The following is a 23519-nucleotide window of genomic DNA, read 5'->3' on the forward strand; positions in this document are numbered from 1 at the left end:
CGGGCGGCCCGCCTACAGAGGGGTGGTGACGGTGGCCAGTTCGCCGTTGCCCAGGTGGAGCATGCCCTTGCCGGGGGCGACCTGGCCGCCGACCTGGCCGCGGGAGACCCGCACGCCGATGAGGTCGCCGGAGGAGGAGTCCTGCGGGGAGAGCAGGATGCCGCGGCGGGCCTTCTTCGCGTCGACCTGCCAGCCGGAGAAGCCGCTGCAGACGTCCTCCTCGTCACCGGCGATGACCAGGGCCAGGCCCCGCTCGGAGCCGCGCTGGATCAGCTTCTTGAACTGGCCCTCCGCGTCGCAGTCCTCCAGGACCTCGCCGTCGTCCACGACGACCACCACCGGCGTCTCAGGCGTGGGCTCCGCCTCGTCGATCAGCTCCTCGAACTCGTCCTCGTCGATGTCGTCGCCGGTGAACACCTTCAGGACCTGCTCGTGGCCCTCCAGCTCCCGCAGCGGGGAGCGGCGCGGCGCCGCGACGACCAGCCGGACGCCCTGCGCCAGGAACGAGCGGGCCATGTTCATGAGGACGGTGGAGCGGCCCGACTTGGCCGGGCCCGCGATCACGAACGCCGGTACGCCCTGCGCCAGGTCGGGCCCGTGGCCGGTCAGCTCGTCGCCGCCGACACCGACCAGCGCCCACAGCCTGGACCGGGACGCCTCCTGGTCGCGCAGCTCCCACGCCTCGTCGAAGGAGATGCGCGCGGGCAGGGTGTCGACCCGGAACGGGCGGTGGGCGCGCGGCACGCCGGCGTCGCGGGCCTGGGCGGCCTCGCCGATGGCGGTGATGGCCGCGGCCTGGCCCTGGCCGGTGGCGTCCTCGGCGAGCAGCGCGAACTGCGTCTCGGTGCCGAACTCGTTGCGGTAGCCGCGGCCGGGCGGGATCTCCTCGGGGACCTTGCGGGTGGGGATGCCGAGCATCGAGAAGTCGGAGCGGTCGGCGAGCCGCAGCCCGTACTTGTCCTCGGTGAGGGAGGCGATGCGGCCCACGAGGAGCTGCCGGTCACCGGTGATGATCATGTGGAGGCCGACGCTCGCGCCCTCCCGCATGATCGTGGTCAGTTCGTCGGTGAGGGAGCCGTGGTCGACCTCGCCGAGCGTGGGCAGCCACCCCTCCCAGCGGTCGAGCAGGCAGACCAGGTGCGGCAGCCGCTCGTCCTCGGCGGCCGCGGCCCGCTGCTCGCCGATGTCGGCGAAGCCCGCCTCGGCCAGCAGGTCCTGGCGGCGGCCCAGCTCGCCCTTGAGCCGGCTGATCAGGCGCACCACGCGCTCGGTCTGGTTACGGCCGACGACGGCGCCGGTGTGCGGCAGCCGGGTCAGGGCGTTGAGGGCGCCGTTGCCGCAGTCGATGCCGTAGAGGTGGACGTCGGCGCAGGAGTGCGTACGGGCCAGGGAGGCGGCGATGGTCCGCAGGACCTGGGAGCGGCCCGAGCGGGGCGCGCCGCCGATCATCAGGTGGCCGAAGGTGGCGAAGTCGACCACCACCGGGCGGCGGGCCTGGTCGGCGGGGAGGTCCTCCACGCCGTACGGGGCGGGCGGGAGCGCGCCCGGGGCGAGCGAGGCGTGGACGGGGGCGGGGATCTCGTCGAGCAGCAGGGTCTCGGAGAGCGCCGGGAGCCACGGGCTGTGCTGGGCGGGGATGGCGAGGGTGGTGTTGGCCTCGCGGACGGCGTCGACCAGGACCTTCAGGTCGGTGATCTCCTCCTCCTCGCGGGCCTCCACCTTCGGCTTGGTGAGGGCGGCTCGCCCCAGGTCCGGCCAGCCGAGCGTGCCCACCCAGGGGGTGAGGAGCCGCGGGTCGGCGGCGCCGGGGCGGCGGCCTCCGACGCGGCCGGACTGGAAGGGGACCAGGGAGGCGTGGCCCAGGCGGACGTAGGCGCGACCCGGGGTGGACTTGGAGATGTGTCCGGCCTCGGGGGAGTCGATGACGTCGCTGGACTCGCCGCCGTCGGTGACGCGCAGGGCGATGCGGAGGTTGGTGTTGGCGCGGATCTCGGGCGAGACGACACCGCTGGGCCGCTGGGTGGCGAGCAGCAGGTGGATGCCGAGCGAACGGCCCCGCTGCGCGATGTTGACCAGGCCGGTGACGAAGTCGGGCAGGTCGCGGACCATCGAGGCGAACTCGTCGATGACGATGAGGAGTCGGGGCACCGGGGTGTGCGAGGGGTCGCGGCGGACCAGGTCCTGGTAGTCCTCGATGTCCTTGGCGTCGGCGTCGGCGAGGATGTGCTCGCGGCGCTTCAGCTCGGCGCCCAACGACTCCAGGGCCCGTTCCACCAGGTGGGCGTCGAGGTCGGTGACCATGCCGACGGTGTGCGGCAGCTTCACGCAGTCCTTGAACGCCGAGCCGCCCTTGTAGTCGACGAGGACGAACGTCATGTTCTCCGGCGTGTTGGCGACCGCGAGCGCCGCCACGATCGTCTGGAGCAGCTCGGACTTACCGGAGCCGGTGGTACCGGCGATCAGGCCGTGCGGCCCGTCCTTGCGCATGTCGATCCCGAACGGGCCGTCGTAGGACTCGCCGATGACCGCCATCGTGGACTGGCCGCCCATCCGCCAGCGGGCGGTGATCGCCTCCGGGGTCGGCGGCTCCAGCTGGAGCACGTCGAGCAGGCGGCTGGAGCCGGGCAGGGCGGAGTCCTCGGTCTCGCCGCTGATGTCGCGCAGCGGGGAGAGGGCGCGGGCCAGCCGCAGGCACCAGGCGGCGGAGACGAACTCGGGGCGGACCAGGGTGCGCTGCTCGGAGCCGTTCTCCTCGACCCGCAGCCGCAACTGCTCCTGGCCCGCCTCGGCGTCGGCACGCCCGGTGGGGTGCCAGGCGCGGAACGAGGGGAAGGCGCCCGGGCGTTCCGGGCCCGGGGCCGCCCCGGCGGGGGCGGGGTGCAGGGCGGGCTCCAGTTCGCGGGGCTTGGGCTCGGCGACGACGACGGCCAGGCACTCGCCGGGCAGGAACCGCTCCTCGGTGTCGAGGCAGAGGGCGTAGATGTGGACCTCGGGGCCCTCGCGCAGCAGCCGGACCACGCCCGGCAGGGAGCGCAGGCGGCGCGAGCCGTCCCAGACGACGACGATGTCCGGGTCGGAGAAGCCGGCGTTCTGGCCCCGGTTCTCCTGGAGCGCCTTCTGGCGGGCGTCGAGGATCTGGGTGAGTTCGCCGATCCGGGCGCCGACCGTCTCGGCGTCCGTGCCGATGAGGAGGTTGACGTCCTGGCTGCCGGCCGGACGGCAGTGCGGCAGCCACCGCGTCCACTCCCAGTCGGGCTGGGCGGTCGCCTCGGTGAGGACGTAGAACTGCACGTCCATCGGGCTGTGCAGGGCCGCGGTCTGGGCGACGGCCCAGCGGCCCATGGCCCGGCCCGACTCGCCAGGGCCGGCCATGCCGACCACGCCGAGCTGGCGCAGCGGCAGGGTGACCGGGGCGTCCTGGATGCGCCAGGTCACCTCGCGCCGGTGCTCGTCCTGCTCGGGGTCGTCGAGGACGACCTCGGAGGGCAGGTAGCCGGTGCCGACGCGCAGCAGCAGGTGGTCCTGGTCGGTGCGGCGCCGCTCCCACAGGCGGGTGCGCGGGCCGGTGCACAGCGACAGCACCGACGCGGGGTCGGGCACCGCCTGGCGGCGGTCGAGCCGTTCGGCGACCAGGGCGTCGCGGGCGTCCTGCTGGATGCGGGCCTTGGTCTCCTTGTACTCCTTCACCATCTTGGCGTGCGAGCGGCGGCCGTGCTTCTTGTCCATGAAGTAGTTGCCGAAGAGCATCACGGGGCTCAGCAGCGCCATGATCATGTAGTACCAGCGACCGAAGATCGCCACCGCGACCACCGCGCCGACCAGCGGGAAGAGTGCCATCAGCCAGGGCAGCGGCCGCGCCTCGTACTCCTTGGGGCGGCTCGGCAGGTGGAAGCGGGTCTGCCGCGTCGGGGGGCGGAGCCTGGGCGGGCGGTTGTAGTCGAGGCCGAGGCCGTCCTCGGACCACTTGAGCGCCGCGTTGGGCGGGGCATAGCGGTTCAGCTCCAGCAGGGTGTTGCCGATGGCTATCTGGCCGCCCAGGGGCCAGCTGTCGCCCTCGATCGGCTCGCCGTCGAGGGTGATCTCCCGGTCGCCGCGCGGCGGGCGGACCTTGCGCGGGTCGCCGTCGGGGAGGGCGAGGCCGTCCTTGATGTCCTTGGCGCGCTGCTTCTCGCGCTTCTTGGCCTCCCGCTCCTCGCGCTTGACGCGCTTGGCCCGTTCCTTGGGCGTCTCGCCGGGCGGGGGCTCGGTGGGCGCCGGCTCGTTCTCCTCGCTGGGGGAGACGGACTCCTGGTGCACGGCGACCTGGCAGGTGCCGTCGGTCGCCACCGACAAGGTCAGGGCGCGGGCGTCGAGTTCGGGGTCGTCGATGCGCAGGCGGGCGGCGCGGCCGCTGCCGATGTCGTAGCGGCCGACGCCCAGCCGGTGGACGGAGCCCGCCGACGGGCCGCCGACGACGCGGAGTTCGACCAGGCCGGAGGGCTCGCCGGGCAGGCAGCCCGCCGGGTCGTGGAGGCTGACGACCGCGCCGTCGCGCAGCGGCGAGGTGGTGATGGTGGCGCCGGGGTCGACGGGATAGCCGTCGACGAAGATCTGCGGGCTGCCGTCGCCGCCCGCGGACCCCTGGCCGATCGGGACGACCTGGCCGTTCCCGGCCGCGCCGAGGCTGTCGGCCAGTTCGCGGGCGATGGCCGCCGCGGGGGCTTCCGGGTCGGCGTCGAGGACGACGTCGGTACTCTCCCCGCCGAAGGGGTCGACGACGGTCAGAGTCAGGCGCACGGCTGCTCGGCCTCCTACAGTTCCCCCGTGCCCGCTTCCTGGACGCGGGCCACCGATGAGCCGACGATATCGGTCGGGTTCGGTCCCCGGGCAACGGGCCGCTGTGGGGAAAACGTGGATGCGCCCCTCTCTGCCCGCGCCAAGCCGCAGGTACGGGGCATTCGGGGCGCCGGGGTCGGGGAGAGGCTGTCATGGTGCTGTCACAACCCGGTGGGGGCGGGGGGAACGGGGGTGCCCGCTCGCGACCCCCGCCCGTAAGCTGCTGGCTCAAGAGCGGACGATCGTACCGGTGGCCGCGCGCGCCGCGCGGGCGGTACCGGACCGCACCAAGGGAGCCACGGGGGCCTGCCCTGCGGCGAGTTGAAAAGGGGAGCGCCTCATGGCCAAAGACCTTGACGTCACATACCAGGACATGCGGGATGCGGCCAAGCATGTCGTCAAGGAGAAGGACAAGCTCAACGAGAAGCTGGACGGCCTGCGCAAGTACATCTCGAACCTGGTCGAGTCCGGCTACGTGACCAAGAGCTCGTCCAAGGCGTTCGACGAGAACTTCGACGACTTCACGAAGGGCGCCAAGAAGACCATGGAGGGTCTGGACGGCATGGGCGACTACCTGACCATGGCCGCCGACAAGTTCGAGCAGATCGACGACGAGCTGGCGAAGTCCGCCAAGAAGTAAGGCGGACGCGCCGCCTGCCGCGAGCACGGAGCCCTGGCTTCCCGGCCCCCGGGAAGCCGGGGCTTCCGGCTTGCCCGGGGGCGTACGGCAGGTGGGGGCCGGTCAGCTGCGAGCGTCCGGGGCGGTCCGGTCCGGCGTGGGGTTGAGCCACAGCCCCGCCGCGACCTCGTCCAGCTCCTCCAGCCGCGAGGCGAGCCGCGCCGGGTCGTGGCAGACGGTCCGCAGCATCACGTCCCTGCCGAACTCGGCGGACCGCCAGGCGTAGGTGAGCGTCACCATGAGCGTGCCCTCACCGGTGCCCCGATAGCGGATCCCGCGCACCCCGGGCCCGATCCGCCCGCTCACCGCCTCGACCTCGGTCTCCCGCACGGGCGAGGGGAGATACGCCTGGGCGACCGTCCGCAGGGTCTCCTCGGCGTCGCCCTCCGAGGGGACGGCCACCGCCCAGAACGGCAGGGGCACGAGCCGCGGGTCGTCCACGTACAGGAAGTACCGGTCCGCCTCGACCGTCCCCGGCAGGTCGGCCGCGAAGTTCTCCACCGCACCGGCGAGCGCCCGCCGCTCGTGGCGCCCCCACTCCAGGCCGCTCAGTTCCCACATCCCTTGCGAGACGGTCCTGGCGAAGCTCCTGCGGGCTCGCTCGCTCGGCCAGGTCGCGGGCAGCAGGACCCAGTTGGGGTGTTCGTCACCGGACTCCAGGAAAATCACGCGTACCTCCAGCGGAACGTGGTCATCACCGCGTCGAACAGGCCCACCAGAGCGTCGGCGAGTTCGCCGTGCGGCCCTTCGCCGGTGAGCACGCTGAACGACACCGTCACCCAGCGGCCCCCCTCGGGTCCCGGTACCGGGAAGACGTAGTCGACGTGGCGCGAGTCGTGCTCCACGCCCCGGGCGGGATCGGCCGCGACCACCCCCTCCGTGCGCACCCCTGGCGCCCCGTCCACCTCGGTGGCCTCCGCCTCGCGGCCCGCGCCCGGCGAGCGCAGCAGACCTGCCACCAGGTCGTCACGGGGGCCGGAGCCGGGCGCCCGCAGCCGCTCGGAGACGACGAAGGAGGCGGCGAGCAGGTGCCCGCGCACCCGCCGGACCGGCAGGTAGAGCGAGTGGGCGTGCGCCTCGCGGGCCTGGCGGACGGCCTGGTGCAACTCCTTGTGCAGCGCCATCCGGGCCTCCGTACGCCGGTCCCGCGGCAGCTCCTCTGGGAGATCGCGCACGGCGCCGTCCACGAGGGCGCGCAGGGCCTCCTCGGTGCCCTCGCGCAGCGGGATCAACTCCCAGCCAGGGGGCGGAATGAGGGTGTAACCGGTGGGGGAGGCGGCGGGGGCGTCGGTGGCCGCCGTCCCCTCACCTCTCGCGGGGGCGCCTTCAGGGGCGGGCATCGCGGTTCCTTTCGACGAGGGCGAGGGCACCGGCGAGGAGCGGTACCCCGGGGGCGGCGAGGACGCCCGGCCAGTAGCCGGTGACCAGGGCCGGGAGGAACAGGATCCAGGACATGGCGAGCACCCAGGTCAGCCCCTCGGGGCGGGTGCGGCGCCACGGGTGGCGCACCAGGATCACCAGCAGCGTGAGCTGGGCGGCGCTGACCAGCACCCGGTGACCCCCCACGTACCACTCCGCGAGCGACGGGGTGAGCAGGCCGAGGATCACGTAGCCGACGGCCCCGACGACGGGCGCCACACAGCACAGGCGCGCCAGGTTCCGGACCGGACGGGCCACCTGGGGGATCGCGCGCTCGGGCATGTAGGGCATGGGAGCTCTCTCCGCGGTGGGGCCGGCACGACAGTCACCAGGCGTTGCTGATCGGGGGCCGCCAGGTCTCGCCCTTCCACGTGTTGTACGGCTCCAGGAACGGCTTGTCCGGGAGAGCCGGCACGGCGTTGTGCAGGGCGGCGAAGGCGTCGCTCTGCCCGAGCGACTTGTCCCCCAGGTCGACGGCGAGGCCGCCCCAGGCGGCGGCCTGCGCCAGCCCCTGGCCCGCGCGCGCCGCCGCCTGCGTACCGGAGCTGACGGCCTGCGGCAGCGCGTCCACGTTCCTGGCGACGTTGGCCGCGAGGCTCGCGACCTCCTCGTCCCCGAGGTGGAGGAGGCGGGTGGCGTTGCTGACCGGGCCCGGGTTGATGGCCGCGTTCGCGGCGTCGTCGAGGATGCCCCTGCGGACCTGGTTCATCGCGTCCCGCAGGCCGTTCCTGGTGAAGGCGCCGCCCTGGGTGGTGGCGAGGGCGTTCCTCAGTTCGTCCATGACCCCTCGGTGCGTGCGCATTCCCGAGACCAGCCGGGCGGAGCGGGCGGAGGAGCGGGCGGCGGTACTGGCCCCTCGCAGCATCCCCAGGCCGACCCGGCCGACGCCCATGGTCAGCAGGCCGAACGAGTCGATGGCCACGTCCATCCAGCTCGCGTCGCCGGAGGCGACCAGGAGCAGGCGGGTGCCGACGACGACTATCCCGGCGAGGAGGAGGGCGAGGCCGACACCCGGCAGGGAGATGAAGATCGCCACGATCGCCAGGGCCGTGGCCACCCACCCGATGACGTCGATGACCACCTTGATCCAGTCGGCGTTCTCGTGGACCCAGCCGATCAGGTCGTCCCAGGGTGAGTCCTCCACACCGTCGTTGTTGATCGCCTCGCGGATCTCGCGGGCCCGCTTGTTGCCCTGGGTGTCCCGCTCGGACAAGACCTTCGCCAGGTCGGTGCGGTAGCCACGCAGCGGGTCGCTCTCGCGGTCGGTCGGGGCCGGGTCCGCGCTCTTCTCCTTCGCCGCCTTGTCCTCCGCCTCGATCTCCTCCTGGCGGGTGGCGGCGTTCTTGCAGATCGTGTCGGCCTCGGTCTGGAACCCTTCCAGCTCGTCCGCCCACTTGCCGAGCGGGACGACCACACGCCCGTACCGGTCGGCCACGTCCCGGAGCTGGCCCTCCAGAACCTCGGCCTCCTCCTTCAGCGTGGTCGCGTACTTGCCGCGCAGCTCGTCGTCGTCGCGGATGCCCTTGAGGCGGTCGGCCTGGTCGTCGAGCTCCTCACGAACGTTGGTGAGGTGCTTGATCTCGTCGCGGACGGCCTCGGGGTCGCCGGGGACCGGGTCGGTGTCCGAGAGGGGCTGCCAGTCGGTGCGGCGGGTCCTGGGCGGCGCCATCAGCCCTTGGCCGCCTTGCGCAGTTCGCGGGCGAGTTCGGCGTCCGCGCCGGTGAAGCCGGCGATGGTGCTCTTGACCAGGCTCTGGACGCTCTTGGCACCTTCGATCATCTTGGCGCGCCGGTCGTCCCAGTTGTCGACGAAGTCGTCCATCGCGTCGGAGAGCCGGTCGTGGCCCCAGTCGTTCCGCATGTCGTCGCGGCGGTTCTCCAGATTGCGGAGGGCTCTGCCGATGCCCTTCAACGCCTTCTCCGACTCCACCAGTAAGTCGACGTTGACGATCACGTCGGAGTCCCGTGCCATGGCGGTCCACCCCTTCCCCCGTCACCTGGGAGCGTCGGCACGCTCCCTGCCGCCCTCCTCGCGTGCCTCGGCCGATCCGGGGCGGACAGGGCGCGAGAAAAGGGCGGTTGAGTGGATCGAACCCGGGTCGTGGCTGTTGCGCAAGAGGGCGTGGGGCGAAGCCGCGGGCCGACGGGACGAGACCCGCTCAGAGCGTCAGGCTCTCCGCCATCTCGTCCACCATCGGGACGAGCACCTCGTCGAGGGCGAAGTCGTCCCAGGAGCACAGGCGTTGGGGAGAGGGGCGGGGCTGGTCAGAGGACCAAGGTCGGTGCCATGTTGTCCACGATGGCGGTGATCGGTTCGTCGAGGACGGGTTCGGTCCAGGAGCAGGTGAGGACCAGGAGGCCCTTCTCGCCCTTGGGCTGGACGCCGTAGGCGAGGGTGCGGATGACGGGGCGGGAGCCGAAGAGGCGCTTCTTCTCGCCGATGATGTTCTGGCGGATGCGGACGGCGGGGCCGAGGGGGAGCTCCGTGTACTCGATTTCCGGCGGGCCGAAGTCGTGGGAGGCGAAGTGCTCGGCCATCCACTGAGGGGTCACCTCGGGCGCGGTCTTGTCGGGGAGGATGGCGTCGATCTCGGCCAGCGCCACCGATTCGTTGAAACCGCTCACGTAGCAGGCGAAGGCGCCCAGTGGCGTCCGGGTGGCGCTGTCCTTGGTGACGGCGCGCAGATCGCGGGCGATCCGCTTGACGTCGGCCGGCTGGCCGTCGGCGGCGTACCGGGCCGCGAGTTCCGCCGCCGTCCGGTCGGCCCAGGAGCCGAGGTCGAAGGACGGGTCGGCGTAGGGGAGCGGGACCCAGCCCTCGTGGTGGTTCACGCCGAGTTCGGAGACGTCCATCAGCGGTCGGTCCTTTCTGTTTCCGTGTCCGACGGCGCGGAGCCGTCGGGGAGCAGCAGCCGGTAGTCCCGGGGCTGCGCGGTTTGGGTCACTGGGCTTGGTCCTTCCAGGAAACCGGACGTTCGAAGTACAGGCGGCTGCGCAGGTGGTGCCAGCACCAGGGGGCGAACTGGAGGAGGAGGCCGGTCACGCCCAGCTGGACGGCGAGCCTGGCGATGCCTGGGGCGTCGTCGGTAACCGTCGTGGCGAATTGGAGGGAGAAGAACGATCCGATGGCCGTCAACGCCGACGAGGAGTTCTTCGCCGCGCTGGAGGGGAAACGTGACTCCCGGCGCGCGTACTTCGCGTCGGGCGCGGGGCGCGCCGAGTAGGCGCTCCGTGCCAGTCCCCACCTCTCGATCGCCTTGCCGCTCGCCTTGCGGTCCTCGCAGCGCAGCCCGGTGGCGGTGCAGAACTCCTGCCACTGAGTCATGCCTCCCGGACCTGCGAACCAGTCGGCCCAGGCGGCGATCGTCTCGTTCGGCCCGGTTGTGTAGCGCAGTTCCACGGCTACCGGCCGGTCGTCGGGGCCGACCAGCCGGACCAGTGCTAGTGGTGCGGAGGGCCCGGTGAGGGGGCGGCGGGCGTCGGCACCGTACTGGTCGACCACGGACAGTTCGCCGGGGAAGACCCGTAGCACTGCTCGGGAGACGAACCGCACGGTGGGCGTGGCGCTCGCCTCCCCCGGGGCAGGAGATGCGGGCCGAGGTGAGATCACCACAAGGGGCGGGGGATCGAGCCTGGCCGCTGAACGGTTCCGTAGGGCGGTCACGGCGCGCACGAGCAGCCGTGCCAGTGGGGCGACGAACGCGGTCACCGCCGCGAACAGCACCCAGCCGGGCATGCCCCTGTCGGAGAAGATCAGCACACTCGTGGCGAGAAGCCAGAGACATCCCGCCGTCACACGGAGTGCCTGGTACCACCAGGGTAGTTGCGGCCCTGGTTCGAGAACGAGCGACAGCTCGCGCCATCGGGACTCACGAGGCAACGCCAGGTCGGCTCTGCTCGCCCTTTCCACGGGGATTCCCGCAGCGTGGAGCAGAGCGTGAGCACCGCTGCGGTGCAGTGCCTCATCGATCGGTACTTCCTGCCGACCGGAGACAAGCCACCGGTCCGGCAGAAGGCGGGCCACCGGTCGTCCGGCGGGGTCGAGGAGCCGTATCTCACCGGCGCCCGGATACGAACGAGCGGTGTCGGCATCGGGGCTGATCAGTAGCGCTCGACTGATCCGGTGCGGTCCGGAGAGCGGGTACCGCACTTCACGACGCTGACCGAAGAAGCCGCGGCAGCGCAGGACGAGTGCGTCGCCGTCCGTGAAAAGCCGGGCCCAGCGGCTGAGTTCGACCCCCGGGCCGCTGAGAGCCACCGGACGTGGCGCGGGCTCCCGGACGAGACCGGGGCTGTGAGCGGGTATCGCGTCGACACGGGACATGGGTGATCGCATTTCTCAGGCCGGGAGGGAAAGGGCCGGGCATGGAGGCAGCCCTTGTATCGGGGAGCAGACTGTTGTCGGTCAGAGCGTCAGCGACTGCGCCATGTTCTCCACGATGGCCGTGATCGGCTCGTCGAGGACGGGTTCGGTCCAGGAGCAGGTGAGGACCAGGAGGCCCTTCTCGCCCTTGGGCTGGACGCCGTAGGCGAGGGTGCGGATGACGGGGCGGGAGCCGAAGAGGCGCTTCTTCTCGCCGATGATGTTCTGGCGGATGCGGACGGCGGGGCCGAGGGGGAGGTCCGTGTACTCGATTTCCGGCGGGCCGAAGTCGTGGGAGGCGAAGTGCTCGGCCATCCACTGAGGGGTCACCTCGGGGGCCGTCTTGTCGGGGAGGACGGTGTTGAGTTCGACCAGACCCACCGAGGTGTTGAAGCCGCTCACGTACCAGGCGAAAGCTCCCAGCGGCTCCCGGGTGGCGCTCTCCTCGGCGACGGAGCGCAGGTCGCGCGAGAGCCGTTTCACGTCGGCCTGCTCGCCCTCGGCCGCGTAACGCGCGGCGATCTCCGCCGCCGTCCCCTCGGCCCAGGCGTCGAGGCTGAAGGGCGGTGCCACGTCAGGGAGCGGAACCCAGTCCTCGTGGTGGTTCACACCGAGGTCGGAGATGTCCATCAGCGGTCGGTCCTTTCTGTTCACGCGTCCGACGGCGTGGAGCTGGACGGTCGCTCTTCGTCGGACTTCTCGTCGTCGGCACTGTCCCGTGTACCCGCGCCCACCCAGACGAAGGTGTCGGCCACGGCGTCGAAGAGGCCGGTCATCGCCTCCTCCAGGGGTTCGAGCGGAGTGGAGAAGGAGAGCAGCAGGAAGGCTTCGACGCCCGGGACGGGGAGGTGGTAGTCGACGCCGACCGAGATGTCGGACCGGCCCGTCTCCTCGTCCACCGGCCCGCGCTGCTTGCTGATGACCCGCACGGCGGGGCCGGAGGGCAGCTCACCCACGCCCACCTCAACGGTGTGCTTCGTCTCCAAGAGTCGCTGCGCCAGTGCCTCCAGGGGCAGTCCGCCCCGGTGCGGCAGCGGTGCCAGGGTCACCAGCAGTGAGGCGGGGACGGTGACGGGGCCCGCCTGCTGGAGGCTGAGGTACAGCTCGACCCCGCCGTTGCGGTACGCCTTGGAGGCGCGTTTGCGCAGGTCGCGACGGATCTCCTCCTTCACGTGCGGGGCGTTGTCCACGCCCTCGAACTGCTGCTCCACCAGGGCGTTCACCGACCGGTCCCGGGCCTCGGGCTCCAGCGGGATGCGGAACCAGCCGTCGGGGAGGAGCAGCCGGTAGTCCCGGGGCTGCTCGGGGCCGCGGGGGGCCGGGACTGCGGCCGGGGACTCCTCGGAAAGGCTCACGAGGCCTGGTCCTTCCGTGTGACGGGGCGTTCGAAGTACAGGCGGCTGCGTAGGTGGTGCCAGCACCAGGGGGCGAACTGGAGGAGGAGGCCGGACAGGCCGAGCAGGACGGAGGTCCAGGCGGCGACCGGGGACTCGATGCGGACGATCGGCGCCCACCAGATGGAGAAGCCCGAGGTGACGGTCATGAAGATCGTGGAGTGACGCCCCGCGATACTGCACGGGAAGAGCGCGGTACGCCGTGCCTCCTTCGCCCTGGGCTCGGGGAACGCGGCGCCGGGGCCCCTGGTGAGGCTCGAGTGGGAAAGCGCTACCGCGCTCACCTTGCGCTCCTCGCAAGGCAGCGGCACCGCGCGACGGAACCGGTGCCACGCCCCCTCCCCGCCCGGCCCCGCGAACCAGTCGGCCCACGCGCCGATCGGCGCCCTGACCCCGGAGGCGTACCGCAGTTCCACACCGACCGGCTTGCCGTCGGGGCCCGTCATTCTGACCAGCGCGACGGCCGCCGCAGGGCCGGAGAGGGCGCGGCGCACGTCGGCACCGTACGGGTCGACCACCGACAGCTCCCTGGGAAAGACCCGCAGGACGGCCCGGGAGACGAAACGTCTGGTGGCCACGGTGCTCCCGCCGCCGTCCTCGGGTGGCCCGGGGCGGGGGGAGACCTCCACGAGCGGGGGCGGATCGAGGCGGGCGGCCGAACGGTTGCGCAGGGCGGTGACGCGCCGCACCGTCAGCCGTGCCACGGGGGCGACGAACGCGGTCACCGCGGCCAGCAGCATCAACCAGGGCAGGCTCGCCTCGGAGAAGTACAGCACCGTGAACGCGAGGAACCACACGGCGCCCACCGCGATGCGGAGCGCCTGGTACCACAGAGGGAGGGCCGGTCCCGGGCTGAGGAGGAGCGTCAGCTCCCGCCACCACGGCTCGCGCGGTGCGTCGGCCCGGTCACGGGTCGTCCGGTCGACAGGGATCCCGCAAGCCTTGAACAGAGCGGACATCCCACTGCGATGCACCGCCTCCTCGAAGCTCAGCCAGCGCCCGCCCGCCGGAATCCACTGGTACGGCAGGAGTCGGCCCACCGGCTGCCCCGACGAGTCCAGGAGCCACACCTCACCGGCGCCGCGCTCACGGCCGGCCGTCTCGGCGTCCGGGAAGACCAGCAGCGCCCGGCTGATGCCCTGTGGGCCCGACAGCGGGTACCGCGTCTCACGGCGCTCGCCGAAGAAACCGCGCGAGCGCAGGACGAGCGCCTTGCCGTCGAAAAAAAGCCGTGACCAGACGCTGATCTCGACCCCGGGCCCGGACTCGGCCGCAGGGCGGAGAGCGGGCTCCGGCGCGGTGCGGGGCCGGTCGCGGAGGCGTGCCGCGTCGGTGGTGGACATCGCTGAGGAACTCACTGGTGAGGAGGTCTGGTGAGACGTCGCCGGCCGGATCGGCCGGGGAGAGGTCGCGGGCGGAGAGGCACTGCCGCACCACCGTACGAGAGCCTCCCCGCACCGTCCACGGCGGCTCCCGCTCGACCCGTCACGGGACCAGGGCCCTTCCCACGTCCTTGAGGTCGCTCCCCATCGCTTCGCCGCCCGCCGTGGTGTCGGTGACCGCACCGTACGCGCCCTCCGCACCGGCCAGGGTGCCGGTGAGGGCGGAGCCCGCCCACACACTGGTCATTCCGGTGAAGTTGCTGCCTCCCTTTGCCACCTCGGCGATCGCCCTGCCCTCTCCCGAGATGCCTCGCAGATCCGCGCCCGCGCGTGCGAGGGAGGGATCGAATTCGCCTATCGACTTCGGCAGCGCCATGTCCTTGGGCTTGGGGCCCAAGCTCGTCATGTCCGCCCAGGTGTCCTTGGCGAACGCCTTGGGGCTGTACCCCTCCTTGAGGTTGGCCTTGCTGGGGAACCAGCTCTTCGGTGCATTCGCCATGGCGTCGGCGTGCTTGCTGCCGCGCAGGGTGCCCTGGGTGCCGCCCTTGTTCGCGGCCTTCCATGCCTTGTTGACGTTCGCCCCCTTGGCTATCGCCTGTTGGTAGAGCTTGGTGCGAGCCACCGCCCGCGCCCCCGCCGAAGCCGCCTTGCCCCCGGCGATCGCCGCCCGCCCCAACCCGAAGGTGGCCACACCCACGGCGTCCAGGATCACCGACTTCAGGCTCCCCTCCCCGCCCAGATAGAGCGTGAGGTCCACCACCAGGGCGGTGACGCTCGCGATCAGGGCGACCGCGTTGAGCACGGCGGCCAGGATCTGGCCGACCACCGGGATCCAGCCGACCGCCAGGGCCAGGAGCCCCGCCCACATGGCGATCTTCCCCGCCCACTTCGAGATCTCCTTCAACCACCCGGAGTTCTCGTGCACCCAGTTCTGGAACTTGTCCTTCCAGCCGTCCTTGAGGCCGTCGTCCTCGATGACGTCGTGGATGGCGTCGGCGGCCCGCTTGGCCGCCGCGTCCCGGATGCCCTTGGCGCTGGCCACGGCCTCCTTGGCGGCCTTCAGGGCCGAGGTGGCGTTCTCTTCGGCCTTCTCGTGGCGCTTGGTGGCCGGGTCGTCCTTCGGGGTGTCGTCGGGCTGCGCGGAGAGGGCGCTCTTCGCGCTGCGGATGTCCTCGTCGGCGGCCTCCGCGTCGCTCAGCGCCGTGTCGGCCATCTTCTGGGCGCGGGCCAGCTCGGAGGCGTACTGGGTGCTGCACACATCGGCGTTGACGGTGGTGCCGAGTGCCTGCGACGCCTCGTCGTAGCGGCGGAAGGCCTTGCGCAGCTTGTCGCCCGCGCCCTCGGCCTGTTCGCGGAACTCCTCGGCGGTCTTGCTCTTCCACGCCTCGACGGAGGCGAGCGCCTTGATCTCGCCCGCCTGCTTCTCGATCGCCTCGGCGGTCTTGCGCAGTTCGCGGCCGAGGCGGGCGACGTCCTCGGGGTCGCCCGGCACCGGATCGGAGGACTCGCCGACGACCTCCCAGCGGTGGGACGCGGGGCGGGAGCTCATGAGCCGCCGCCCTTCTTGCCCTTGCCGTTCTCCTTGTCGGCCTCACGCAGGGCGCGGGCCAGCTCGGAGTCCAGTTCCTCGTACGAGTCGGCGGCCGTCTTGGTGATCTTGTGGAGCTTGTCCAGCTCCTCCATCAGCTTGCGCCGCCGGATCTTCCAGTTGCTGTCGAACTCGTCGAAGGCGTCGAGAAGTTTCTGCGATCCCATCTCGCCCATCCCGTACCCCTTGGCCGGGTTGGCCCGCTTCTCGAAGGTGCCGTGGACCCGCTTCAAGGCCCGCGCACACTCCTTGATGCGGTCTATGTCCGCTTCCTGATCCCCCATGGTGCCCCCCACGTGCTAGCAGTCTCGGCATGACGGTAGCGAGTAGGGTACGAAAACCGACAGCCAGGGGGCTTTGGGTGGTGAGGGATGACCGGGCAGGCCTGAGCGGTCGGCGAGGATGTGTTGGAGGACCGGGCAGGGGCCAGGGCCCCGACAAAGTCCTCGGTCATGCGCTCAGGAAGAGATTGACGGGGCGGTCGGTGCCGCGGGCGTGGTGTCGTAGGGCGGCGGCGCTGTTCTGGTGGCCTTGGAGTCGGAGGAGGGTGATCGCGATGTTGCGGAGACCTGCCATGACCTGGGGAGCGTTGCCGGTGCGGACCTGGGAGCGGTCCTCGTCGAAGGGGACGTCGCGGACCCAGTGCAGGCGGTTCTCGATTTCCCAGTGCGACTGCACCCATGCGGCCAGAAGCTCCGGGGGCGTCCGCCTGCCCTTGCGGGTCACGGTGCGCCGCAACTGGGCGACTTGCGCGGCCCCGGTGAAGTCGTCCAAGCCGGCACGTCGATGGCCTTGACGGTGCGGGTGGTGCGGCGTCCGTGCCGGCGGTCCGTCCTGGCCACGGCAGGTAGCTGGGCCCAGGGCACAGCCTTGAGCCGGGCGTACGACGGCTTCTGATTCGCCTTCACGGCCAGGACGTAGTCGGCGTCGGCCTCGGTCACGAGTGCCGCGGTGGCGTGCTGGGTGTGCAGCGCGTCCATCCTGACCACCGCCCCGTCCAGTTCAAGGGCCTCCAGCAAGTCCCTGGCCGCGGGAATCTCGTTGCTCTTCTCGCCCACGGCAACCTGGCCGAACACCGCTCCCGACCCGTGCGCCGACGCGGCGACCAGATGCGGGGCCGAGGCGTCACCGCCGCATGCACCCCGGACGGTCTTGCCGTCGACCGCGATCACCTGCCGACCCGCGACCAGCGCGGCCCTCGTCGCCGCCCATGTTCCCAGGAGTGCGTCGAGACGGTCCGCGTCCAGCCTCGCGAACAGGCGCCGCAGCGTCGACTCGTCCACCGAACCCCGTACCAGCCCCAGCTGTTTCACGGCCCCCGCTCCGGCATCCCGGGCCCATTCCCCGATCGCCGTGAAGCCCCGCGCTCCGGCCGTCACCGCGCACACCGCGACAGCGATCAGCGCACCCACCGGGTGACGGATTCCGCGCCTCCGGCGCGCGACGGCGGATGGCTTCAAGTTCGCCGCGGGATCGCATCCACGGATTGGGCGAAGGTGTCGGCTGACCTTCCCACCCAGATCCCGTCCGAAGCGCCAATCTTGCTGAGTTGAGTCTGTGCCGTACCACTGTCACCCGCCACTCGGCCTACTGCCGAGACCATCAGGCGCACCGTCTCCAGATCTCCCGGCGCGGGGTCGAACCCCAGATTCGGGTACCTCGCCAGCTCCACGTCAGCGTCTCCTCCCAGATCACCGGCGCCGCGGCCCGTTCGGTGGGGGCACCTGTTCCATCTGATGATAGGAAGCTAACTGTGACGCAGGTGGTCCGCCTCATGACGTTGAAGGATGGGCGTCACCTCGTGAACCGGCCCTGACCCCGCCAAGGAGGCGACGATGTTTCTGAGGCCGCAGCTCAAGGCGTTGCTGCGTGACGGCTCGGGCGGTGCCGAGCGGCACGACGCGCGCAATCTGCAGTGGTCCTGGCGGAGGTTCGCCACCTTCGCCTACGTCGCCGAGCAGTACGGGTACAGGTATGACGGGCTGTCCCCGGATTCCCCCCGGGGAAGCCCGAACCCGTACTTCGCCTTCCGCCGGACACCCGACGCGGTGGAGCGCGCGACCCGGTCCGCCGTCCGCTTCCCCCACGCTCTCCGTGGCGGGCAGTTGCCCGGGATGCGTGTCGGCGGGTGCCGCCTGCGGCCCCTCCCGGAGGCTCGGCGGGAGGTCGAGCTGCTGCATGCGCGCATCATGGTCGACCACTCCGCGTCCCACCGCAGGCGTGGAGTCGTGCAACTTCTCGTCCTGCCCCTGGTGATGCTCATCCCGCTCTCCCAGACCGGATTCACCGTGACGGCCTTGCTGGTCTGCGGCACGGTCTGGCTGTTCTTCCTCGTCCTGTGGGGGCTCGGACTCCTCCTGGCGCGCCGACGCCACGCGAAGTACCGCCAGGTCCTGCGCGGCGCGGGTCTCCTCGGCCCCTGACCGCACGCCTGCGCCTCAGCCCGCCCCCCTCCACCGCAGCGACCCCCCGATCGCCCGGCACAGTTCGCCCATCGGGCTTCCTGTGCCGCTGACCGGGATGCGGAAGGAGAGGTGGAGGAAGCCGCGGCGGGCCGGGATCTCCACGTACAGGTCGAGGGATTCGGCGGTGGTGACGAGGACGGCGGGGCCCGCGGGGTGCGGGGGCCGGGTGACCGTCGCGGCCGGGTGGCGTTCGGCGAGCAGGTCCGCGAGGGAGTCCGCGCCGTCGGCGGGGAGTTCGCCGGTCGCCATGAGGGAGACCAGGAGGGAGACCGGGGTGACGGCCGACTCGGCGGTGTCCGCGCGGAGGTAGATCTCCAGGGCGCCCCGGGCGACTCCGGCCTCGGTGACGTTGCGCAGCGCCTTCCAGAGTTCGGCGCGGGTCGCGGAGGACATCCGGTGCTCGGCCGCGCGGCGGTCGGCGTAGAGCTTCAGCTGGGGGCGCCAGCGGTCCTGGCAGAGGTCGATGCGGAACCAGTCGCGGGGGACGAGGAGGCGGAAGTCGTCCGGCGGGGCGTCGCTCACCAGGGCGTCACCAGGGGAGTGCCCTCGTCGTCGAAGAGCCGCAGGCTCTTGACCACGCCGGCGAACATCGAGGAGAAGACGTCCCAGCCCTCGGCGGAGGGCGTCGACATCTCCAGGATCACCACGGTCCCGTTGGGCAGCGGCAGGTGCACCTGGATGAACCAGGTCGGCATCAGAGTGTCGGCCCCGCCGCCGGTCAGCACCCCGCTCACCGGGGTCTGCCGCACGCCGATGCACGAGACGGCCTTTCCGCACGCCAGCTTCACCCGGTCCACCTCACCGGTGCCCAGCGAACGCAGCGCCTTCGAGGTGGCCTTGACCGGATCGTCGCCGACCGGGCCGGGCAGGTCCCGCAGGACGACGTGGAGTTCGGCGGAGCAGCGCTCCCCCTCGACCTCGGTGATGACGAACCCGGCGTACTGCACGCCCTCCTCGATGAGGGTGTCGTAGTTGCCCGCCACCATCACCGCCCACTGGACGCGCATCTCCTCGCTGCCCTTGGGCAGCACCTCCTCGGAGAGGGCGAGGAGCTGGTCGGCGAGGTCGTCCGGGTCCTCGAACCGCGCGGGCAGTTCGAAGAAGCCCTCGGGCATCACCCAGCGGACGTGGACGGGGCGTTCACCCGTGGCGGCCGTCGCCTGACGGTGCTCGGGAGCGGTTGCGGTCATGGCTCTCCCCGCGCCATGGCGCCGGAGCTACGGGCTCCGGCGCCGAGGTGCGGCGGTCAGGCGGCGAGGGCCGCGTGGAAGGGCTGGGGGGACGGGCCCGGGACCGGGGTCGGGGCGAGGTCGGGCAGTTCCCCGGACGGCGACGGCGACGGCGGCGGCGTGGGGGCCGGACCCGGCTGGGGCTCCGGCACGGGCCCGCCGCTGTCACCGGGGTCACCGGTCGACTCGCCGGACTTGCCGGTGGCGATCTTGTACACGGCCGAGATGAACCCGGCGCCCTTGATGGCGCCGGTGATCGCCTCGCCGGAGAGCGGCGCGCGGCCGGTCTTGGTGAGGATGCCGTTGACCGCCTTCACCGCGATGCCGTTGAAGAACTTCTCCCCGACACCGGCGAGCGCGCCCCGCCCGGCCCCGCCGAAGGCGCCCTTGATACCGCCCATCACCCCGCGGAACCCGCCCCCGAGCCCCTTCAGGCCCTTGAGCGCACCGAAGCCCTTGAGGACGCCGAGCCCCGGGATGACGCCCAGCACGTCGAGGCCGAGCTTGAGGAGGTTGAGCTCGCCGCCGCGTGCCGTCATGTCGTACGCGTGCCCGGCCAGCGCCAGCGCGCTGCTGATCACGGCGAGGGCGGCGAAGACGGGGGCGAGGAACTGCAGTGGCGGTACGAACGCGCAGATCACGGCGAGGACCGAGAAGATCGCCGAGAGGTTGGCGAGGCCGTCGGCCCAGTCGGCGAGCCAGTTCATGAAGCCGCCGGGGTCGCGCACCCCGTCGTGGTGGATGATGTTCTTGATCTTCTTCTGGGCGTCCTTGGCCGCGTCGTCGCGGATCTGCTTGGCCTCGGAGACGTCGCGCATGCAGTCCACGACGATGTCGTAGTTGTCGTCGCGCTGCTCCTCGTACCGCTTCTGCTCGGCGGCGGACAGCTCGCCGTCCGGCGGCTTCACCGTGGGACGCGGGCCGACCTTCTCCAGCGCCTCCTGGTACTTCTCGTTGGCCGTCTTCGCGCGGGTGCGCGCCTTGTCGGCCATCTCCTGGGCGCGGTTGAGCTGGCTGGCGTAGTTCTTCGCGCCGTCGGTGACCTTGGTGCCCATCGCGGTCGCCGCCTCGTCGTAGCGGTCGTAGGCCCGCTTGAGGCGGCCGGCGGTGTCACCGGCGATCTCGTGGAAGGCGCGGCCGGCGTCGCTGTCCCAGCCCTCCACCGTGGCGAGCGCGTCGATCGCGGCGGACTGCTCCTTGATGGCGTCCGCCATGTCCCGCAGGTCCTTGCCGAGCTTGGCCACCTCGTACGGGTCGCCGGGTATCGGGTCGCCGTCGTGGATCGGGTCCCAGTCGGCGGGGCGCCTGGCCATCACTTACCGCCCTTCTTGGCGTCGCGGAGGGCCTTGGCCAGTTCGCTGTCGACCTCGTCGTAGGTCTTGGCGGCGGTACGGGTGTACTCGGAGAGGTTCTTCAGGTCTTCCATCAGCTTCTTGCGCGTCTTCTTCCAGGTGCCGGAGAAGTCGTCGAAGACGTCGCGCAGCTTCTCGCTGCCCAGGTCCTCCTGGTACCCCTCGGCCGGGTTGCCCCGCTCGTCGAACTCGTCATGGATCTTCTTCAGGTCTCTGGAGCACTGCTTGATCATGTCCAGATCCGCCCGGACCCTGTCCGCCATGTACGACCCCCGTCGTCGCGTCGCTCGCTGGTGTTCCGTCAGCCCGTCAGGGCGTCCGATCCGTCGTCCTTCTCCAGCAGCTTCCGCAGCTGCGGGGAGAGTTCGGGTACGGCCGCTCCGGCCGCCTGGGCCGCTTGTACGTCCGCCAGGTGGCGCAGGGCCGCCTGCCGGCCGCGCTTCTTGCGGGCCCCTTGCCGGTAGCCCACCACCCAGACCGTGATCGCCGCGGCCAGGCCCAGGGCGAGCCCGGCGTAGCCGACCGGTTCGTCCTCGAAGTAGGCCCACATCGCCGCGCCGCCTCCGGCCAGCGCCAGCAGGAGGCCTACCTCGTCGTGCCATCCCCCCTTGTCCGCTGTCTGCTCCCAGGCGGTGACCTCGGCCGGTTTGCGCGGCGGCCGGACGTCGCCCGTACTGCGGGGGGCGGCCGGCGCCGATGGCGGGGTCGCGCCCTGGGCCGTGCTGACGGGCGCGACCTCGGGCAGCGGATACCAGGGCTTGCTCGACGCGTTGGCCTTCCCCACCAGCCAGTCCGGGATGTGGGTCGGGGTCACGCCATGGGCCTGGGCCAGGGCGAGGACCTCGCGGTACGCGGCGAAGACCGGGTCGCGGCGCGCCCGCTGCCCCCGCACGACGGCCCACACGATGGCGGCGACCGCCAGAGCGGCGAAGACGCCCGCACCCGCCAGGAGGGCGGGACGGTGGACGGAGAGTCCGGGTGAGATCTTGTCGGCGACCGCCAGGCCGCCGGCGACGATCAGGAACACGAAGGTGAGGCAGCTGGGGGCCAGCGTGGCCGATCCCATGCCGGCCAGCGCCTCACGCCCCCGCCTCAACTCCTCCCGCACCCGCTCGTCGTCCGTGAAGTCCACGCCCACCCGCTGTCCCACGCGGCGTACGGCCTCGTGCAGGGCGGGGTCACGGCGCAGCTCGGCGCCGCTCACCGGCAGCAACTGCGGGGCGACGCTGGGGTCCTGGCTCGCTGACATGGCGGTCAGCGTACTCATATTCGATGTGTGGAGGGTGTGTATGGCGGGAGGAAATTGGGGGGGCGTGGCAGGTAGGGGCGGCGGCCGGGGGAGCGGTCAGCCGGCCGCCGTGCCCCGGTCGGGCTCGGATCCGTCCCCGATCAGGGCGAAGGCGAAGGCGAGGCGGCGGTCGAACCAGTCGGCCCGCAGGGTCATCTCCTTGCTGCCCGCCGAGTGCATCACGGTCGTCTCGCCCGCCGACCAGGTCAGCTCACGCGGTTTCCTGGCCTTCGGCCCGCGCGCGTCGCCGCGCATCGCGCTGTCCAGCAGGGCGAACGTGGCGTGGAGACCCACGGTGACGGCCTTCCCCGCCAGGCCGTACTGGGCGAGTTCCCCGGTGCCGGTGATCTCGGGGCGACCCGGCTGCGTCACCCGCCAGCTGTGCCGCCGCAGGGCGCCGCCGGGGAGCCTGCGTACGGTGCCGACCTCGGCGCCGGCCGCGTCGCAAACCGGGTACGCCAGCGCCCCGTCCTCCTCCCCGGGCACGCCGACCGTGCAGAGCAGCCTCTCCAGCGCGGCGTCCTCGAACAGGGCGAAGGCCGCGCCCGGGACGCGCTCGGCCGTCTCCTCGGCGGAGGCGATGTAGGCGCAGGGCGCGAAGACCTGGTCGTACCCCTTGCGGCCCCGGGGCGTCCGGACGGCCCGCTCGCCCCGCACGGCCTGGTGCCGCTTCTTCGTGACGGGGCGTTCCAGGGTGCCGACCACGAAGCGGTTGACCTCGGCCCAGGGCACCGGATCCACCGGCGGTTCCGGCTCCTTCTTCGTCCCGAACGCCACGCGTCCCCCTCGGTCGTCGGACCCGGCGGCGGTCCGGCGCCGGGGCGCCGCCGACCCTACCGACACCGCCCCCGAGCCCGAAGGTCAGACCGCCACGTTCTCGTAGAGGACGCGTATCCCCGCCTCGGAGAGGGCGACGCCGAGGGGGCGGATGCGGGTGGTGCGCAGCTCGATGGCCTCGCCGGAGCGGAGGTGGAGGTCGGCGGCTGCCCGGCCGCGTCCGGCGGGGAGGAGGACGACCCCGAGGATCTCCGGGAGCGGGATGTCGGCCGTGGCGCCGTTCTCGGCGCGGAGTTGGAGGTGGCCCTCGCGCACGGCGAGGACGGCGTCGCGCGGCGGGGTGGTGTCCCAGGGGGAGCCGGGGGCGGCGCCGGGCTCGTTGAGGCCGACGCGGACCGGGTGGCACTCGGGGCCCAGGTCGGCGCCGTGGCGGGCGGCGCGGATGTCGGTGACGAGTGCGGCGGCGCGGCGGCGCTCGGCGACGAGCAGGACCAGGGGGATGCCGCAGGCGAAGGCGATGAGGAGGAAGACCAGGCCGACGGCGCCGAGGGCGTCGCGCTGCACGGTCAGCCCGTAGACGGCGACGGCCAGCGGGACGGCGGTGAAGACGGAGTAGAGCACCTTGGCGTCGGCCGCCGGCTCGACCAGCAGACCCGGCTCCCCGGAGGCGAGGCGGGCCCTTCTGCGGGCGCGTTCCTCGGTCATCGCGGCCTCGCGGTGGGGAGCGCGGAGGACGCGGGCGGGTGGTGGCGGCGGAGTGTGGGGGCCG

25 protein-coding genes are annotated in these 23519 nt (G+C 72.0%); 3 read left to right on the forward strand and 22 right to left on the reverse strand.

Translation table 11 applies throughout. The features are described 5' to 3' along the window. Nucleotides 1–12: 12 nt before the first annotated feature. The gene (locus ACFWMZ_RS02965) at nt 13–4776 is read right to left on the reverse strand and encodes an FtsK/SpoIIIE domain-containing protein (RefSeq protein ID WP_383199289.1); all 4764 of its coding nucleotides are present in this window, start codon (nt 4774–4776) and stop codon (nt 13–15) included. A 379-nt stretch (nt 4777–5155) separates the two neighbouring features. On the opposite strand from ACFWMZ_RS02965, the gene ACFWMZ_RS02970 reads away from it, so the two are divergent. Continuing rightward, a complete protein-coding gene (locus ACFWMZ_RS02970; protein ID WP_383172734.1) occupies nt 5156–5455 on the forward strand; it encodes a WXG100 family type VII secretion target in 300 nt (99 codons plus the stop codon). Between the two features lie 102 nt (nt 5456–5557). Here the strand turns inward: ACFWMZ_RS02970 and ACFWMZ_RS02975 are convergent, their stop codons facing one another. The 7 genes from ACFWMZ_RS02975 to ACFWMZ_RS03005 all read right to left on the reverse strand — a co-directional run bounded on the left by ACFWMZ_RS02975 (nt 5558) and on the right by ACFWMZ_RS03005 (nt 10465). Continuing rightward, entirely contained in the window at nt 5558–6163 is a 606-nt protein-coding gene (locus ACFWMZ_RS02975; protein ID WP_383172732.1) for a hypothetical protein, read from the reverse strand. After that, on the reverse strand, nt 6160–6834 hold the full coding sequence (locus ACFWMZ_RS02980; protein ID WP_383172730.1) for a hypothetical protein: 675 nt from the start codon (nt 6832–6834) through the stop codon (nt 6160–6162). Before ACFWMZ_RS02980 ends, ACFWMZ_RS02975 begins: the two co-directional genes overlap by 4 nt. Continuing rightward, entirely contained in the window at nt 6821–7204 is a 384-nt protein-coding gene (locus tag ACFWMZ_RS02985) for a hypothetical protein (RefSeq protein ID WP_383172728.1), read from the reverse strand. Before ACFWMZ_RS02985 ends, ACFWMZ_RS02980 begins: the two co-directional genes overlap by 14 nt. A 34-nt stretch (nt 7205–7238) precedes the next feature. Next, on the reverse strand, nt 7239–8582 hold the full coding sequence (locus tag ACFWMZ_RS02990; protein WP_383172726.1) for a hypothetical protein: 1344 nt from the start codon (nt 8580–8582) through the stop codon (nt 7239–7241). Next, on the reverse strand, nt 8582–8884 hold the full coding sequence (locus ACFWMZ_RS02995; protein WP_383172724.1) for a hypothetical protein: 303 nt from the start codon (nt 8882–8884) through the stop codon (nt 8582–8584). Before ACFWMZ_RS02995 ends, ACFWMZ_RS02990 begins: the two co-directional genes overlap by 1 nt. Before the next feature lie 293 nt (nt 8885–9177). Next, nucleotides 9178–9765 (reverse strand): hypothetical protein, encoded by a 588-nt coding sequence (locus ACFWMZ_RS03000; protein WP_383199291.1) that lies wholly within the window; start codon nt 9763–9765, stop codon nt 9178–9180. A gap of 88 nt (nt 9766–9853) precedes the next feature. Continuing rightward, the gene (locus tag ACFWMZ_RS03005) at nt 9854–10465 is read right to left on the reverse strand and encodes a hypothetical protein (RefSeq protein ID WP_383199293.1); all 612 of its coding nucleotides are present in this window, start codon (nt 10463–10465) and stop codon (nt 9854–9856) included. Nucleotides 10466–10849: 384 nt separating this feature from the next. Here ACFWMZ_RS03005 and ACFWMZ_RS03010 point away from each other — a divergent pair, with 384 nt between their 5' ends. Then, nucleotides 10850–11020: a hypothetical protein gene (locus ACFWMZ_RS03010; RefSeq protein WP_383199295.1), complete on the forward strand. Its 171-nt coding sequence runs from the start codon at nt 10850–10852 to the stop codon at nt 11018–11020. A 297-nt stretch (nt 11021–11317) separates the two neighbouring features. Here ACFWMZ_RS03010 and ACFWMZ_RS03015 read toward each other — a convergent pair whose 3' ends face one another. The 7 genes from ACFWMZ_RS03015 to ACFWMZ_RS03045 all read right to left on the reverse strand — a co-directional run bounded on the left by ACFWMZ_RS03015 (nt 11318) and on the right by ACFWMZ_RS03045 (nt 17051). Further along, a complete protein-coding gene (locus tag ACFWMZ_RS03015) occupies nt 11318–11905 on the reverse strand; it encodes a hypothetical protein (RefSeq protein WP_383199297.1) in 588 nt (195 codons plus the stop codon). Nucleotides 11906–11925: 20 nt separating this feature from the next. Further along, complete coding sequence (locus ACFWMZ_RS03020; protein ID WP_383199299.1) at nt 11926–12630, reverse strand: hypothetical protein; 705 nt, start codon at nt 12628–12630, stop codon at nt 11926–11928. Further along, nucleotides 12627–14012 (reverse strand): hypothetical protein, encoded by a 1386-nt coding sequence (locus tag ACFWMZ_RS03025; RefSeq protein WP_383199301.1) that lies wholly within the window; start codon nt 14010–14012, stop codon nt 12627–12629. The genes ACFWMZ_RS03020 and ACFWMZ_RS03025 overlap by 4 nt, the downstream gene beginning before the upstream one ends. 142 nt (nt 14013–14154) lie before the next feature. Further along, nucleotides 14155–15600, reverse strand: a complete 1446-nt coding sequence (locus tag ACFWMZ_RS03030; protein ID WP_383199303.1) for a hypothetical protein — start codon at nt 15598–15600, stop codon at nt 14155–14157. Then, entirely contained in the window at nt 15597–15872 is a 276-nt protein-coding gene (locus tag ACFWMZ_RS03035; protein ID WP_383199304.1) for a hypothetical protein, read from the reverse strand. The genes ACFWMZ_RS03030 and ACFWMZ_RS03035 overlap by 4 nt, the downstream gene beginning before the upstream one ends. A 217-nt stretch (nt 15873–16089) precedes the next feature. Further along, entirely contained in the window at nt 16090–16377 is a 288-nt protein-coding gene (locus ACFWMZ_RS03040) for a transposase (protein WP_383199306.1), read from the reverse strand. Next, entirely contained in the window at nt 16362–17051 is a 690-nt protein-coding gene (locus ACFWMZ_RS03045) for an ISAs1 family transposase (protein ID WP_383199308.1), read from the reverse strand. The genes ACFWMZ_RS03040 and ACFWMZ_RS03045 overlap by 16 nt, the downstream gene beginning before the upstream one ends. A 423-nt stretch (nt 17052–17474) precedes the next feature. On the opposite strand from ACFWMZ_RS03045, the gene ACFWMZ_RS03050 reads away from it, so the two are divergent. Then, nucleotides 17475–18062 (forward strand): hypothetical protein, encoded by a 588-nt coding sequence (locus tag ACFWMZ_RS03050; RefSeq protein WP_383172702.1) that lies wholly within the window; start codon nt 17475–17477, stop codon nt 18060–18062. 15 nt (nt 18063–18077) lie between these two features. Here ACFWMZ_RS03050 and ACFWMZ_RS03055 read toward each other — a convergent pair whose 3' ends face one another. From ACFWMZ_RS03055 to ACFWMZ_RS03085, 7 genes are all read right to left on the reverse strand, one after another. Next, a complete protein-coding gene (locus ACFWMZ_RS03055) occupies nt 18078–18626 on the reverse strand; it encodes a hypothetical protein (protein ID WP_383199310.1) in 549 nt (182 codons plus the stop codon). Further along, nucleotides 18623–19294: a hypothetical protein gene (locus ACFWMZ_RS03060; protein WP_383172698.1), complete on the reverse strand. Its 672-nt coding sequence runs from the start codon at nt 19292–19294 to the stop codon at nt 18623–18625. The genes ACFWMZ_RS03055 and ACFWMZ_RS03060 overlap by 4 nt, the downstream gene beginning before the upstream one ends. 56 nt (nt 19295–19350) lie before the next feature. Then, nucleotides 19351–20646 (reverse strand): putative T7SS-secreted protein, encoded by a 1296-nt coding sequence (locus ACFWMZ_RS03065; RefSeq protein ID WP_383172696.1) that lies wholly within the window; start codon nt 20644–20646, stop codon nt 19351–19353. Beyond that, complete coding sequence (locus ACFWMZ_RS03070; RefSeq protein WP_383172694.1) at nt 20646–20948, reverse strand: WXG100 family type VII secretion target; 303 nt, start codon at nt 20946–20948, stop codon at nt 20646–20648. The genes ACFWMZ_RS03065 and ACFWMZ_RS03070 overlap by 1 nt, the downstream gene beginning before the upstream one ends. Nucleotides 20949–20986: 38 nt before the next feature. Further along, on the reverse strand, nt 20987–21934 hold the full coding sequence (locus ACFWMZ_RS03075; protein ID WP_383199312.1) for a hypothetical protein: 948 nt from the start codon (nt 21932–21934) through the stop codon (nt 20987–20989). A 96-nt stretch (nt 21935–22030) separates the two neighbouring features. After that, nucleotides 22031–22750, reverse strand: coding sequence for a hypothetical protein (locus ACFWMZ_RS03080; RefSeq protein WP_383172690.1), 720 nt, complete (start codon nt 22748–22750; stop codon nt 22031–22033). Nucleotides 22751–22834: 84 nt separating this feature from the next. Further along, nucleotides 22835–23455: a hypothetical protein gene (locus ACFWMZ_RS03085; protein WP_383172688.1), complete on the reverse strand. Its 621-nt coding sequence runs from the start codon at nt 23453–23455 to the stop codon at nt 22835–22837. Nucleotides 23456–23519: the final 64 nt, after the last annotated feature.

This window comes from Streptomyces sp. NPDC058373 (genome assembly GCF_042723275.1).
In the GTDB taxonomy this organism is placed as follows: Bacteria; Actinomycetota; Actinomycetes; order Streptomycetales; family Streptomycetaceae; genus Streptomyces.